Raw genomic sequence first — 14,015 nt, forward strand, 5'->3', positions numbered from 1 at the left:
TCGCCTATAATTTGGTAGGTGAGGGGGTGATAAAAGTGAGTTCAAATATAAAATGCCAACTGCTTACTCCAGTGGATCCACATGTTCGAGCTATTTTTATAGTTGATGAACATATAAAATTTGAGTTGAGACTTGCATTCAAAGCAATTTTAGACGTTGGTTGTGGCTTAGGCGGCATAGATTCATTTAATCAATTGTTTGATGCAGAGCAGAAAGAAAAAACAGTTGTCTATCAGTGGATATCTAAAACTGGTGAACAACTATTAGAGAAAGTAAAAGAGCCTGAAATAGTTATTATTAATGAAACAAATGTGTCTAATGGAGATCTAACTACTCCTTTGGAAGGACTTCTAAGAGAACCCTTGGATATAAACAATATACCTAGGTAAAACAAACGCTTTCCTTTTGGAAGGCGTTTTTATATTCTCTGTAAACTGCTTCCGGTAAGACTCAGGATAGACAATTGGCGGTTAACGGCTTGAGCACGGTGGTGGTTTAGAGGGAATATCTTTTCCAAAACAACACGAATCAGAAGGGGGCGGCGGTGAATGTAGATGGCCGAAAAGCACATTCAGGCGTATAAGGATTACGTCAAAGGCATGAAATACAAGGACCTTGCCGAGAAATACGGGGTGTCTGTGAACACCATTAAATCGTGGAAACAGCGGCATGGTTGGGAAAGAAAAAAGGGTGCACCCATTGAAAAAAGTGTGCACACAAAAAAAGGCGGGCAACCGGGCAACAAAAATGCAGTCGGGAACAACGGCGGCGCACCACAGAAGAATCAAAACGCTGTGACTCACGGCTTTTTCTCTAAATTCCTGCCAGAAGAGACGCTTGAAATCATGGAAGAGATTCAGGAACGTTCGCCTGCTGATATGATATGGGATCAAATACAGATTCAGTATGCAGCCATTATCCGGGCGCAGCGCATTATGCACGTGCAGGATCAAGACGATATGACTAAGGTTTTGAAAAAAGAGAAGCCAGGTATGTTTGGTGATGAGAAAGAATGGGAGTTCCAATTCGCATGGGATCGTCATGCAACCTTCCTAAATGCTCAATCTCGGGCAATGGGGGAACTCAGGAGCTTGATAAAGCAATTTGATCAGCTGGCCCATGAACAAGATGAACGGCGCCTTAAATTGGAGCAAATGCGCTTGAATATCGAGAAGACAAAGGCTGAGACAAAGAATGAGAAATCCGGAAAGAACCGGGTTGTTATCGTTAATGATAAAGATGCTATGAGGAAGGCAATTAGCGATGGAAACCAAGACAATTAAAATTACTGACCTCATGAATAAGAATTTTTATTCTTTCTGGCTGAACGAAAGACCAAAGTCAATATTATCTGGCGGCCGTTCTTCTATGAAATCATCCGTAATTTCTTTGAAACTCGTAATTGATTTTTTAGATGATCCCCAAGGTAATGTGATATGTCTGCGAAAGGTTGCAAAATACCTTTCAACCTCTGTTTATGAACAGATAAAATGGGCTATTTACATGCTTGGTGTGGAGGATGAATTCTTTTTTGGTAAATCTCCATTAAAGATCGAACACAAGGAAACGAAAACGGCTTTTTATTTCTATGGCGTGGATGATCCACAGAAGCTGAAATCAATGAATATAGCAGTAGGTTATATCATGGCTCTTTGGTTTGAGGAACTGGCCGAGTTTAGCGGTGTAGAGGACATCGATATTGTGGAGGATACATTCATCCGGCAAGACCTGGGTGAAAAAGAAGTGAAGATTTACTATTCTTATAACCCGCCGCGGAATCCTTACGCTTGGGTGAATGAGTGGAGAGACGATAAGGCAGGAGATGATGAGTATTTCCTCCATCATTCAACATACCTTGAGGATGAAAAAGGCTTCTTATCTGATCAGCTCATTCGTAAAATTGAGCGTTATAAGGAACAGGATGAGGATTACTGGCGATGGATGTATAGCGGAGAGGTTATTGGTCTCGGGGATATGGTCTATAACATGAACCATTTTCATGAAATTGATCAGCTGCCAGAGGATGACGGACTGATTCTTATAGATATTGCTATTGATACCGGGCACCAAGTATCAGCAACAACCTATCTGGCGTTTGGTTTAACAAAGAAACAAAATGTCATTCTGCTTGATACTTATTACTATAGCCCGGAAAACAAAGTCGTGAAAAAGGCTCCATCTGAACTTTCTACAGAATTAAAAGAGTGGATGGATAAGATAAGCCAAGAATACAACAAGTATTTCGACAAGCAGACGATCGATTCAGCTGAAGGTGCCCTTCGAAATCAATTCTTCAAAGACTACGGAATCAGGCTGCACCCGGTAGCGAAGAAAAAGAAAATTGACATGATCGACAACGTTCAGGACCTATTGGCTCAAGGGCGTTTTTTTGTGCTTAAAACAGAATCGAATCAAATCTTTTTGACCGAGCACAGGAAATACCAGTGGGATGCAGACACTCTTCAATCGGATGATCCGAAGATAATAAAGATTGATGATCACACTTGTGACGCCTTTCAATATTACGTTAAGGACAATTTGCAAAAGCTCGGCTTGAAAAATTAGGGCGGTGAAACAATGATCAAAAAAATAGGCTCTGCATTAAAGGCGGTGATGTACAAAATGGGTTTAATCCAAGGAATAAACAAAATTACAGACAGCAAAAAGGTAATGGTTACCGATGAGCATTATGAATACGTGGATACATGGTATGCTTTATACAAGGGATACCACAAAGACTTTCATGATATAACATATAAAACAGTTGCCGGTGAGAGATCACGTCGCAGAGCCACACTGAATATGCCTAAAGTTGCAGCTGCAGAAATGGCCCAGCTGGTGTTTAATGAAAAATGCTTGGTGAATGTATCGGACAACGCACTGTATGACAAAATCAAAGAGGTTCTGGACCATAATAAATTTGGCAAGCAATTTCAACGATATTTGGAATACAGTTTTGCTCTTGGCGGCATGGTTATGAAAGTACATGTAGATGCCAACCAAATAAAAATTTCATATGTTGCTGCTGACGCCTTTTATCCTTTGTCCTCAACAAGTGACGAAGTGACAGAAGGCGTTTTTGTTAATGAGACAAGAAAAGGCGACAAAAAATATACACTGCTTGAATGGCATACGTGGGAAGGCTCTGAATATGTCATTACCAATGAACTTTATGAGAGTAATAACTCAGCTACATTAGGCATTAGAGTCCCTTTATCTACTATGTATCCAGATTTAGAGGAAGAGGCGAGGATTGAGGGGCTTACACGGCCTTTATTCGTTTATATTCGGCCCAACACAGCAAATAATTTTGATATGTATTCACCATTAGGAATTTCTATTTATGCGAATGCCCTTGATACATTGAAAACTCTGGATATTGCTTATGATAGCTTTCAAAGGGAATTCCGGTTAGGAAAAAAACGTATTCTCGTTCCGCAATCCGCGATAAAGACCGTAGTTGATCCTCAGAGCGGAAAAATGTCACGTTATTTTGACGCTGAGGATGAAGCGTACCAGGCAATGAACTTTGAAAGTGAAGATGCAATAAAAGACATTAGCGTTGAATTGCGGGTGAGTGAACATATTGATGCTATCAATAGTATTTTGAATTTGCTGTCTATGCAGTTGGGTTTCTCAGCAGGAACATTTACTTTTGATTCTCAAGGATTAAAGACCGCGACAGAGGTTGTCAGCGAAAACAGTAAGACGTTCAGGACTAAAAATAGCCATGAAACAATAGTTGAAGAAGGGATTAAAGAGCTCGTTGATGTCATTGTTAATGTGGCTGAGCTATATGATATTTTTACAGCTCCTGATGACTATGATGTAACGGTTGATTTTGACGATAGCATTGCAGAAGATAGGGCGGCAAATGCCACATATTATATGACATTACAGAGCGCCGGACTTATTTCAAAGAAATATGCTCTTCAGCGAATCCTTGATCTAACAGAAGAACAAGCGGAAGAAATGTTGCAAGAAATAAAAGATGAAAATGCAACGGCGGATGATGCTTTTATGTTGGACACATTCGGCCAAAAAGAAGGGCAACTGGAAAAGGATGAGGAAGAAGAGGAAAAAACGGAAGAAGATGAAGTTGAATGAGCCTCACCCCACGTCAACTTGATCTTTTCACGAGTCCTTTAATTGAGATTTATAACGCTATGGAGAGTGAACTGCTTCAAAATATCGCTTCGAAATTGCAAACTGATGAGGAAGAGACATCGGAAACCATTCTTTCATGGCAATTTCAAAAGCTCAACCAGCTGCAGGCCCTTACTAAGGAGAATATTGAAGTGTTATCTGAAAGGACAGGGATAGCAGAGGAGACGATATATTCTATTCTTGAAAATGCGGGGTTTACAGGAATTGCTGAGCAAGAAAGCTTTTTACAACGTGTTGCAAAAGGCGGAAATTTAAAGCAGGCTCCTCCAGTTAAAGAAGACCCGACTATTATTGATACGTTAAATACTTACTATCAGCAGGCTAAAACAAAACTTAATCTCACAAATTCAACTATTCTTATTCAGTCTCAACAGGTCTATAGGGATATTGTAAATAAAACAACAGCTGAGGTTCTGAGTGGATTGAAAACGCATCAAGAGGCTTTGCGCTCAGCCTGTATTGAATACAGTAAACAAGGAATCCCGGCATTTATAAGCAGGACCGGCCGGAAGTGGAGTACAGAGGCTCATGTAGGAACTGTGATCAGGACTGTTTCAAATAATGTAACTAATCAAATGCAAGAAGATAGATGCGCGAGCTACGGTATCGATCTTGTTGAAATTTCAAGTCATTCAGGGGCTCGCCCGAAATGCGCCCGGTATCAAGGGAAGGTATTTTCTTTATCCGGCAATCACCCGAGGTACCCGCCTCTCTCATCCACAAGCTACGGAGAGCCAGACGGCTTATTTGGGATTAACTGCGGTCATCAAAAATATGCCTATATCGAGGGTGTTTCAATACGCAGAAACAAACCCTATAACCAAAGAGAGAACGCAAAAGCATATGAACAGAGCCAGAAACAACGATATATCGAACGACAGATCCGAAAAGCCAAAAATGAAGCCAATATGCTTCGGGCTATCGGAGATGAAGAGGGGGCAGCTAAAGCAGAATTGAAAATCAGAAAAAGACAAGCTGCTATGCGTGCATTTATTGAGGAAACCGGACGCGAGCGCCGAAGATATCGTGAACAAGTTTATTGACTCATTGCCTTTTTAGAAGATTGCAGGCTTAAAAGAACAATCTTTTTTATTATGCCTAAAACAGAAGGAGGAACATATATGACAATCCCACTTTTAAAATTGAATCTTCAGTTTTTCTCAGAAGATACTGGCGGGGAAGCAGGGAACAGTGATTCGGTGGCTACCGACGAAACAGTTAATCAAGAAGGTAATACTGATGTACAGGCAAGCTCTCCAACTGAACAACCAAGTAACGAAGAACAAACTGATCCAACGCCCTCAGATGAGGATGTGAAAAAGGAGATCTTAAAATCACTTGGCTTTGAAAACTTCGATGAGGCAAAGGCTGCTGTTGAAGATCACAGAAAATACCTTGAATCTCAAAAGACTGAGCAGCAGAAACAACAGGAAGCGTATGAAGCGCTTGAGCAGTCAAATAAAGAAAAAGATGAGGAGCTTTTTAAAGCTAATGCCAAGCTGTCAGCTTTTAAAGCTGGTGTGAATGAAGAGTCGCTGGATGATGTTCTTCTGCTTGCGAAAGCACAGATGAATGATGATGTAGATATCGAAACAGCGATCAAAAAAGTTGTGGAGAAATACCCACAATTTACAAATAGTGAAGTAACAACACAGGTAGACAAGCCGCGCTTTTCTCAAGGGCAGCATCAATCCAAAGGCGGGAAAATGGACGCCTTTCTTACAGGATTAGGACTTAAAGGAGGAACTCAATAATGCCAAACTCTATTAACTATGTATCAAAGTATCAAGACGCTTTAGATCAAAAATTGGTGCAAGGTGCACTTACAGCAGAATTAGAAACGCCTAATGTAAACTGGTTGGATGCAAAAACATTTAAAGTTCAATCAGTGTCTACAACAGGATATAAGCCGCATACAAGAAATAAAGGGTACAACGAAGGAACTGTTACAACAACTGAGAAGCCTTATACTCTTGAATTTGATCGAGACATTGAATTTTTCGTTGACAAAGCAGATGTCGATGAATCAAATCAAGCTGCTTCTGCTTCAAATGTTACTGCAACATTCACAACAGAGCATGCTACGCCGGAGCTTGATGCATATCGCTTCTCGAAGTTGGCCAAATACGCTGTCGATAGAAAACAAATTGAGACGGGCGCTATTGACAAAGAGAACATTTTCACAACATTAAAAGCTGCAATTCGTCCTTTGAGAAAATATGGACCAGGAAACCTAATCGCGTACGTTTCGAGTGAGGTAATGGATGCGCTGGAACTCTCAAAGGATTTTACTCGTAAAATTGATGTGACTAATAATAATGGAACATTAGAAACACGAGTTTCTTCTATTGACGGCGTTCGTTTAGTTGAAGTTTGGGATGAATCTCGTTTCTATGACTCTTTTGATTTCTCAGAAGGGTTTAAACCAGCTGAGGGTGCCAAGAAAATTAATTTCCTGATTGTTGCTAAACCAAACGTTATTGCTAAAGCAAAATTCAATTCTGTTTATTTGTTTGCGCCGGGGCAGCATACAGAAGGTGACGGATACCTTTACCAAAACCGTATTTATCATGATCTATTCATGTTAGAAAATAAACAGGATGGCGTTATTGTCTCCCTTGAGCAAACTACTCCCTAATGCGCCCCAAAATCTATCGTTCACGGCTACGACTGACAGCGTGACCGTGACTTGGGATGCGGTAGATGGGGCAACTTCATACGACGTATACAGAAGCGGAAATAAAATTGATAACACGACTGAAACCACATATGTTTCTAGTGGTTTGAAGGCTGATACTCAATACACATTCGCTATCGCAGCTGTCAATGAAGTGGGTGCTTCTGATAAATCGGAAAACCTTGTAACACGGACACAAAAAGAACCAACAACTGAATAAAGTTCAAGTTAGAGAGGGACAGCTTAATATAAAGCTGTCTCTTTCGTTTTAAGGAGGTTTTTCTCCAGTGGGTTATATTGATATTGATTATTACCGAAAAACGTATGTAGGCGAATCTGAGGATAATGACGAGGTTTTAGATAAGTATATTCGACGAGCGTCTGATTTAATTGATCAATTGACCAATTTTCGTATTAAAAATGGAGCTATTAACTTGGCGGCTAACAGCTTCATTGATGAAAACGTGAAAAAGGCCACGGCAGCCCAAGTGGAATATTACGTATTGAATGGCGGGGACACAATTGGCGCTTCAGATGATATGTCTAGCGTCAGTATCGGAGGGTTTAATTATAGTAAAGCGAATCCTGAACTCACTAGAAATCAAAAAAGGGTTTCACCTGCGACTATAGCTTACTTACAGTTTACTGGGCTTTTGTATTCAGGTATTGAGGTTTTTACTCATGGTTAGGCCGATTCCTAAACAATTACTTATTCACTCTGTGAAATACAGAGAATATGAACAAAATGAACGCTGGGGTGAAAGATGGCTTGACGTTGTTCCTGTTATTAACGTTCTTGTAAAGCCTTCGACTTCTCTTACTGTCACAGCAACAGGGGAACAGGTTAACTCTCAATCTATATTATTTCTGGATGCCAAGTATTCAAAGCCGTTTGTGGAAATGAAAGAGAAATCAGAAGTCATTTTCAACGGTCGCACAATGAAAGTCAACAAGGTGAGTCCATTTTATACTTTTGATGGCGATCTACCGCATCATTATGAAGTGGAGTTGATCTAATGGCTGGTTTTAACGTGAATATTAATTTAAGCGGTGTTTTAAATGCTACTTCTGCTGCTTTAGACCACGCTCAAATTGCTATAGATCAACAAGTTTTAAAAGACGGTAACTTCTATGCTCCGCAAGATACTGGGGAGCTAAAAAGAAGTGGTATACGAGCCTCGCATCCTGGTTCCGGGAAAGTAATCTGGGATACAAAGTATGCAAGCAAAGTATGGAATGCAAGGCGTGTATCTTTAGATCGAAACCCAAATGCGAAGGCGCGGTGGGCTGAGGTGGCGGCTGCAGAACATAAAGGTGATTGGATCACAGTTGGACAAAATGCAGTTAACGCCTATTTAAGAAGGTGAAAATATGGATTTTCCTGATCGTTTAATTGATCATATCGAGCGAAATATGAATCTATATAGCACTATACTCATTCCGATGCTTCAAGAAGGGAATAGTATTGCATTAACGCCCATTCCCTCATCTGATGCAGAAAATGTTTATTACATGGATGGCAGCATAGAGAAAACATATCGCTTTCAGATTCTTGTGAAGCATAAACAGCAATTCGTGGGATATAATTCTCTACTTCAAATTGGCGAATTCTTATCTGGATTGCAAGAGGACGAGGTTCAAAGTAGCGACAATTCATTTGAATTTATTAAGTGCAATGTTTCTGCAACGCCTAATTTTCTAGGGAAATCTGAGCAGCAGGAATATGTGTATGCATCCACTTTTGATGCAGAGTTATTTATCAAAGCAAGGGAGGAAAAATGATGCCAGGTACTGATAGTTTTATCATTCAGGCAAAACATAAATTTGAGATCAATACAACGCCGGACGCTACAGAACCAACATGGGTAAGAGTTGGAGCTGGCTTTTCATCCGTTGAACCTTCTCCAAATGAAGAAACAGATGATACGTCTTATTTAGACGGTGACGGAAACAAATCCACTACAGTAACAGGGGGACAGTTAACCCTTGCATTCTCCGGGCATCGGAAATATGATGATCCAGCGCAAAATTTTATTGCTTCAAAAGCGTTGAAATACGGCTCTGAGAGGGAAACACAATTTCGCTGGACAGATCCATCAGGTGTAATTGTTGAGGGGGATGTCACGATGACTGAGATATCCCTGCCTTCTGGTGATGCGAATGCAAAAGGTGAGTTCGGTGTCACAATCGCTTATAACGGGGTACCAAAAGTAACCGAAACACCCTGATGCGCCCCAAAATCTAACTTATGAGGCAGGTACAAATGAAATCAGCTTGTCTTGGGACAAAGTAGATGGGGCTGACTCATATGATATATACCGAAGCGGAAATAAAATTGATAATGTAACAGAAAATAAATATCAATCAACAGGTTTAAAACCGGACACACAATATACATTTGTGGTCCGAGCTGTTAATGCTGCTGGTGTCTCTGAACCATCAGATTCATTAGTAACTCGTACAAAACCAGAACCAACAACAGAGGGCTAGCCATACGGCTGCCCTTTTTTATTTATAAAGGAGCGGAATAACTATGGCTGTTCGTAAAATTGAAATCAAGAAATCCTATGAAGAGGTTGAAATCGGGGATTCTATTTATAAGATTCCTTTTGATGATGATTCCTTGAAAAAATACGAAAGTTTTTCAAAAGAGTATTATGCAGCTGTGAAAAAGCTTGAAAAAGTAAATGTCAATAACGCCTCTGACAAACAATTGGAGCAGTTAGAGCTTGAAAATGAACGATTGACCAAACAAGCTATTGAAATGTTTTTAGGAGAAGGCACATACAGTCATATTTATGAGCAAGCCGGCCGATCAGTATTTGTGGTAGCGGAAATTGTATTTAGTCTACTTGAAGTGGTAGAAGAAAAGTTTCAAGATTTTCAGAATCGCGGCAAGAAATACTATACAAAGTAGTGAAGTTTTATGGACTTTAAGCTGACAGAAAGATTCGACGATCAAATAATGATTGGCGAAAAAATACTTTACTTGAATTTATCCTTTGACAGGGTAATGAGGCTTTTCGAGCTCTTTAAAGACGATAGATTTAGTGAAGGTCAGAAGCTTGATATAGCTTTAGAAATGTTTGCAATGAATCCGGAAATTTTAAAGTTGCTTGAGGTTGAAGAAAAAAATGCGGCTCTCGAGTCAATTGTTTATGACTTCATCGGACTGAAAAAGCAGGATGACGACGAAGAAGAGCAGCGGGACGACGATGCACCAAATAAAAAACTATACGATCTGGACAAAGACGCGGCTTACATATACGCGTCTTTTTTGTATGACTATAACTTGGACTTATTCGAATTACAAGGGACTCTTCATTGGAATAAATTCAATGCCCTTCTCCAAAACCTCTCAGATAAATCCAAATTTAAAGAGGTCGTGAGTATTCGAGCTGCTGAAGTGCCAAAACCGACTAAGCACAACAAAGAAGAACGAGATCGGTTGATTAAACTCAAACGCCTTTACAGTCTCGAAGACGAAGAGACACTGGAAGATTTGGAAACCAAATTGGACACTTATTTCTCCATGATAGCAAATACAAGAAAAAAGGGCGGTGAGAGCAATGGCAGCAGCGGGCAGAATTGAGATTGATACATCCTTAAATAGACAAGGAGCAGAGCGAGACTTTCAGCGGCTTCAATCAACAATGCAAAGCGGAGCTCGGCGAATGAAAAGTGTTGGCGAAACTATGAGTAAAGCCATTACTGTTCCGTTAGCTGGATTAGGCGCGGCTGCCATCTCCTCTGCTAAAAGTGTGAATGATGCACAAGCCAAAATACAGTCATCTTTAGGAGTCACCAAAAAAGAAGCTGAAAATCTTACTAATGTAGCCAGAAATATTTATAAAGCTGGTTTCGGCGAGAGTCTTGATCAAGTATCTGACGCTCTTATACAAACGAAACAAAATATGAAAAATATCAATAGTGAGGCTGAACTACAGACTGCCACTAAAAATGCACTAGCATTGGCCAAAGCTTTTGATACAGACGTGAATGAAGTAACTAGAGGCGGCGGCCAGTTGATGCAAGCTTTTGGCATAGACTCGCAAAAAGCTTTCGATTTGATGGCTTATGGGGCGGACCATGGCTTAAATTTTTCTAATGAGTTATTTGATAACTTAAGTGAATATGCCCCTCTCTTTGCGAAAATGGGCTATTCAGCAGACGAATACTTTAAGCTACTTATAGCTGGATCTAATAATGGAGCCTACAATCTCGACTATGTAAATGATGTCTTTAAAGAGTTTCAAATTCGTGTAAAAGACGGATCGAAAAGCACAGAAGAAGCAATGGGACAACTATCAAGTGGTACTCAAAAGGTCTGGAAAGACTTCTTGCAAGGGAAGGGTACGGTAAAAGATGTTGCGAACGCAGTGCTTCCCGAATTAAAAGGGATGGATGATCAAGTTGCTGCGAATAACATAGGTGTTGCACTATTCGGTACAAAATGGGAAGACCTTGAAGCGGATGCATTATACAGTATGGGAAATATAAACGGCTCACTTGACGAGGCAAATGGTGCTATGGGCAGAGTAACCAAAGCACAAGAAGAGTCATTCGGTCAACGATTCCAAAAGGCTCTCAGAAGCACAGCTGATGCTTTAGTACCTATCGGCAATATAATTTTAGATTTAGCGATGAGGGCTCTACCGTATGTCGAAAAAGCAATCAAAGTAGTTTCGGATGCTTTCAACAGTCTTTCTCCTACTGGACAAGCGGTTGTAGTCGTTATGGGTGGGATAGCTGCGGCAATCGGTCCATTGTTAATGGTTCTATCATCGATGTTGCCGGCTATAACGGCTATCGTCACCAATTTTGGGACAGTCGTAACGGTTGCTACAAAAGTAGGCGGTGCAATCAAATCGATAGGTACTGTATTCGGTGTAGTATCAAAGCTTTTTATGGCAAACCCCATATTAATTGCGATAACAGCTATTGCGGCGGCAGTTTATTTAGTAATCAAATATTGGGAACCTATTTCAGAATTCTTTAAAGGGCTATGGGAAGGCATCGTCTCGGTTGCAAAAACAATTTGGGATGGTTTAAAAGCATATTTTACTTTTCAATTCAACTTATACAAAACCATTTTCACTACAGTATGGAACGGTATAAAGGCGTTTGCAGAGGCTGTTTGGAACGGAATCGTAGTGGCGGCTCAAACTATCTGGGAAGGACTTAAATTATATTTTACAACTCTTCTAAATTTCTATAAAACCATTTTCACTGCTGTGTGGAATGGGATTAAAACGGCTGTAACTGCAGTATGGAATGGAATTGTTACAGCGGGTAAAGCAATTTGGGAAGGTTTAAAAACGTTCTTCACTAATTTTTTAAATGGTTTAAAAATCATATTTACTACGGTATGGAATGCGATAAAAACAGCAGTAACCACAGTATGGAACGGGATCGTTACAGTTGGGAAAAGTGTGTGGAATGGTTTAAAAACGTTCTTCACCAATCTTCTGAATGGATTTAAAAAGGTTTTCACAACCATTTGGAATGGGATTAAAACTGTTTTAACCACTGTATGGAAAGGAATTTCCTCTGTGGCTAATACAGTTTGGAATGCATTAAAAACATATTTTACAAATGCACTCAATTTCTATAAAAGTCTTTTCTCAAGAATCTGGAACGGCATTAAAAGCACTGTGGTTAATATTTGGAAAGGAATATCATCTACCGGGAAGTCTATTTGGAATGGGCTTAAATCATTCTTTTCAAGCTTATGGAATGGGATAAAAAATACAGCATCAAGAGTTTTTAACGGGATGAAAACCGTGGTCAATAATATTTGGAATGGAATGAAGAGCTCAGCACGTTCAGCGTGGAATCTTATAAAAACATACGTTGTTAATCCTGTAAATAATATCAAAAATAAAGTGGTTTCAGCCTTCAATAACATAAAGTCTGGAGTGTTGGGCGTATGGGATGGCATAAAATCTGGCATTCGGAGCTCTATTAACTGGATAATCGGAAAAATTAATAGTTTCACAGGTGGGTTCTCTAGCAAGCTGAAGGTTTTAAATAAGATACCTGGCGTGAATATCCCTTCAATTCCTAAAATACCAATGTTGGCTACAGGCGGCCGGGTATTACGAGGTAAAGCAATTGTAGGGGAGGCTGGTCCAGAACTATTAGATGCAACTGGATCAACAACAAAAGTTATACCTCTTTCATCAAAAGAGAAGGCTGCTGGAATTTCCGGTGCGTTAGGAAATATTAATCCAACAAACATCAATAACAATTTTGATCTGTCGGCGATGGCTAAAGCTATTCAACAACTTTCTCAAGCTGTTTTAAATCATCCTATCGAGGTGAACATACCAGCTATTCGCACTGATCTTAGCGTAAACGGACGGCAATTTGCATCGGCAACACAAAAAGACATGACACAAGCGCAACAGCGCCAAGCTTTTAGAGATAAGAGGCGGTACAAATGACTATGACATTTAACGGGGTATCAAAACCCTTTGTTCATGCAACGGTAGACACAAAGCGGCCGATGTGGGCGCCCATAGAGTGGGAAATGGTTGAAATCCCCGGTCGTCCTGGCGCATATCTGAAGCAAAAGAAAATAAAAACCCGTCCGTTGCCTGTTTCCGTGGTCATTAAGGGTGTTGATGACATGCAGAAAGCGAAAGAAGAAGTGGCCGAATGGCTTGTAACTGACAAGCCTGCCCCATTAGTCTTTCCTGATGAACCTGACAGAACATATTACGCCGTTATTGATGGTGAAGGGCAGTTGGACGAGGTTTTCAAATACGGAAAGGGCACGATAAATTTTATCTGCCCTGATCCTTACAAGTATGGTCCAGACACTGTTTTTGATATTCCGGTAGCGGGCACGACTGTAAAAACAAATGGCAGTGCACCGGCTTCACCCGTTGTAAAATGCACGCTGGCGGCTGCATCCACGTCATACAGCATTGAAATGTTGAATGATGATGGCAGCGTGTATCAAGGAGTGTATCTGAAATTTAACTTTATTGCGGGTGATTATATTGAAATAGATTTTTCTAAGCGACGTGTGACTATCAGTGGAATCAAAAAGAGTTCAGCCATCCTTTATAAATCGAGGTTTTTTCAGATTCCGCCTAAGAAAAACGTCAAAGTTAAGGCCAGCCATCCAAGTAAAATACATTTAACAGAGAAATATAAGTAGATA

General features: G+C 40.2%; 17 protein-coding genes and 1 pseudogene. All 18 read left to right on the forward strand.

The genetic code is table 11. The features are described from left to right. Positions 1-35: 35 nt before the first annotated feature. Positions 36-389: a hypothetical protein gene (locus NSQ12_RS06525; RefSeq protein ID WP_339176243.1), complete on the forward strand. Its 354-nt coding sequence runs from the start codon at positions 36-38 to the stop codon at positions 387-389. A 165-nt stretch (positions 390-554) separates the two neighbouring features. Beyond that, on the forward strand, positions 555-1,283 hold the full coding sequence (gene terS, locus NSQ12_RS06530) for a phage terminase small subunit (protein WP_339176245.1): 729 nt from the start codon (positions 555-557) through the stop codon (positions 1,281-1,283). After that, entirely contained in the window at positions 1,264-2,565 is a 1,302-nt protein-coding gene (locus NSQ12_RS06535) for a PBSX family phage terminase large subunit (RefSeq protein WP_339176247.1), read from the forward strand. Before terS ends, NSQ12_RS06535 begins: the two co-directional genes overlap by 20 nt. Before the next feature lie 12 nt (positions 2,566-2,577). After that, entirely contained in the window at positions 2,578-4,107 is a 1,530-nt protein-coding gene (locus NSQ12_RS06540) for a phage portal protein (protein ID WP_339176249.1), read from the forward strand. After that, positions 4,104-5,210: a phage minor capsid protein gene (locus NSQ12_RS06545; protein WP_017697406.1), complete on the forward strand. Its 1,107-nt coding sequence runs from the start codon at positions 4,104-4,106 to the stop codon at positions 5,208-5,210. The genes NSQ12_RS06540 and NSQ12_RS06545 overlap by 4 nt, the downstream gene beginning before the upstream one ends. Positions 5,211-5,261: 51 nt before the next feature. Then, positions 5,262-5,921, forward strand: a complete 660-nt coding sequence (locus NSQ12_RS06550) for a hypothetical protein (RefSeq protein ID WP_026113729.1) — start codon at positions 5,262-5,264, stop codon at positions 5,919-5,921. Continuing rightward, positions 5,921-6,805 (forward strand): hypothetical protein, encoded by an 885-nt coding sequence (locus tag NSQ12_RS06555; RefSeq protein WP_017697408.1) that lies wholly within the window; start codon positions 5,921-5,923, stop codon positions 6,803-6,805. The genes NSQ12_RS06550 and NSQ12_RS06555 overlap by 1 nt, the downstream gene beginning before the upstream one ends. Further along, on the forward strand, positions 6,777-7,064 hold the full coding sequence (locus NSQ12_RS06560) for a fibronectin type III domain-containing protein (RefSeq protein WP_339176253.1): 288 nt from the start codon (positions 6,777-6,779) through the stop codon (positions 7,062-7,064). The genes NSQ12_RS06555 and NSQ12_RS06560 overlap by 29 nt, the downstream gene beginning before the upstream one ends. A gap of 67 nt (positions 7,065-7,131) precedes the next feature. Then, complete coding sequence (locus NSQ12_RS06565; protein ID WP_339176255.1) at positions 7,132-7,533, forward strand: hypothetical protein; 402 nt, start codon at positions 7,132-7,134, stop codon at positions 7,531-7,533. Beyond that, the gene (locus NSQ12_RS06570) at positions 7,526-7,861 is read left to right on the forward strand and encodes a putative minor capsid protein (RefSeq protein ID WP_339176257.1); all 336 of its coding nucleotides are present in this window, start codon (positions 7,526-7,528) and stop codon (positions 7,859-7,861) included. The genes NSQ12_RS06565 and NSQ12_RS06570 overlap by 8 nt, the downstream gene beginning before the upstream one ends. Beyond that, complete coding sequence (locus NSQ12_RS06575; protein WP_041517718.1) at positions 7,861-8,211, forward strand: minor capsid protein; 351 nt, start codon at positions 7,861-7,863, stop codon at positions 8,209-8,211. Before NSQ12_RS06570 ends, NSQ12_RS06575 begins: the two co-directional genes overlap by 1 nt. Positions 8,212-8,215: 4 nt before the next feature. Next, a complete protein-coding gene (locus NSQ12_RS06580) occupies positions 8,216-8,626 on the forward strand; it encodes a minor capsid protein (RefSeq protein WP_213408084.1) in 411 nt (136 codons plus the stop codon). After that, entirely contained in the window at positions 8,626-9,072 is a 447-nt protein-coding gene (locus NSQ12_RS06585) for a hypothetical protein (RefSeq protein ID WP_041517720.1), read from the forward strand. Before NSQ12_RS06580 ends, NSQ12_RS06585 begins: the two co-directional genes overlap by 1 nt. Before the next feature lie 10 nt (positions 9,073-9,082). Further along, positions 9,083-9,334: pseudogene (locus tag NSQ12_RS06590) on the forward strand (fibronectin type III domain-containing protein); the annotation flags it as partial. Positions 9,335-9,377: 43 nt separating this feature from the next. After that, complete coding sequence (locus NSQ12_RS06595; protein WP_017697416.1) at positions 9,378-9,761, forward strand: phage tail assembly chaperone; 384 nt, start codon at positions 9,378-9,380, stop codon at positions 9,759-9,761. Between the two features lie 9 nt (positions 9,762-9,770). Further along, a complete protein-coding gene (locus tag NSQ12_RS06600) occupies positions 9,771-10,436 on the forward strand; it encodes a Gp15 family bacteriophage protein (protein WP_339176263.1) in 666 nt (221 codons plus the stop codon). Then, positions 10,414-13,290, forward strand: coding sequence for a phage tail tape measure protein (locus tag NSQ12_RS06605; protein WP_339176265.1), 2,877 nt, complete (start codon positions 10,414-10,416; stop codon positions 13,288-13,290). The genes NSQ12_RS06600 and NSQ12_RS06605 overlap by 23 nt, the downstream gene beginning before the upstream one ends. Then, on the forward strand, positions 13,287-14,012 hold the full coding sequence (locus tag NSQ12_RS06610) for a distal tail protein Dit (RefSeq protein WP_339176267.1): 726 nt from the start codon (positions 13,287-13,289) through the stop codon (positions 14,010-14,012). The genes NSQ12_RS06605 and NSQ12_RS06610 overlap by 4 nt, the downstream gene beginning before the upstream one ends. Positions 14,013-14,015 lie beyond the last annotated feature (3 nt).

Source organism: Bacillus sp. PS95 (assembly GCF_037963565.1).
GTDB classification, from domain to species: Bacteria; Bacillota; Bacilli; order Bacillales; family Bacillaceae; genus Bacillus; species Bacillus subtilis.

Excerpts from the sequence above, each read along its gene's own strand:
- NSQ12_RS06540 (WP_339176249.1), top strand. The coding sequence starts at position 2,578 with ATGATCAAAAAAATAGGCTCTGCATTAAAGGCGGTGATGTACAAAATG.
- NSQ12_RS06575 (WP_041517718.1), top strand. The coding sequence starts at position 7,861 with ATGGCTGGTTTTAACGTGAATATTAATTTAAGCGGTGTTTTAAATGCT.
- NSQ12_RS06600 (WP_339176263.1), top strand. The coding sequence starts at position 9,771 with ATGGACTTTAAGCTGACAGAAAGATTCGACGATCAAATAATGATTGGC.
- NSQ12_RS06535 (WP_339176247.1), top strand. The coding sequence starts at position 1,264 with ATGGAAACCAAGACAATTAAAATTACTGACCTCATGAATAAGAATTTT.
- NSQ12_RS06610 (WP_339176267.1), top strand. The coding sequence starts at position 13,287 with ATGACTATGACATTTAACGGGGTATCAAAACCCTTTGTTCATGCAACG.
- NSQ12_RS06585 (WP_041517720.1), top strand. The coding sequence starts at position 8,626 with ATGCCAGGTACTGATAGTTTTATCATTCAGGCAAAACATAAATTTGAG.
- NSQ12_RS06595 (WP_017697416.1), top strand. The coding sequence starts at position 9,378 with ATGGCTGTTCGTAAAATTGAAATCAAGAAATCCTATGAAGAGGTTGAA.
- NSQ12_RS06580 (WP_213408084.1), top strand. The coding sequence starts at position 8,216 with ATGGATTTTCCTGATCGTTTAATTGATCATATCGAGCGAAATATGAAT.
- terS (WP_339176245.1), top strand. The coding sequence starts at position 555 with ATGGCCGAAAAGCACATTCAGGCGTATAAGGATTACGTCAAAGGCATG.
- NSQ12_RS06550 (WP_026113729.1), top strand. The coding sequence starts at position 5,262 with ATGCCTAAAACAGAAGGAGGAACATATATGACAATCCCACTTTTAAAA.
- NSQ12_RS06555 (WP_017697408.1), top strand. The coding sequence starts at position 5,921 with ATGCCAAACTCTATTAACTATGTATCAAAGTATCAAGACGCTTTAGAT.
- NSQ12_RS06605 (WP_339176265.1), top strand. The coding sequence starts at position 10,414 with ATGGCAGCAGCGGGCAGAATTGAGATTGATACATCCTTAAATAGACAA.
- NSQ12_RS06570 (WP_339176257.1), top strand. The coding sequence starts at position 7,526 with ATGGTTAGGCCGATTCCTAAACAATTACTTATTCACTCTGTGAAATAC.
- NSQ12_RS06545 (WP_017697406.1), top strand. The coding sequence starts at position 4,104 with ATGAGCCTCACCCCACGTCAACTTGATCTTTTCACGAGTCCTTTAATT.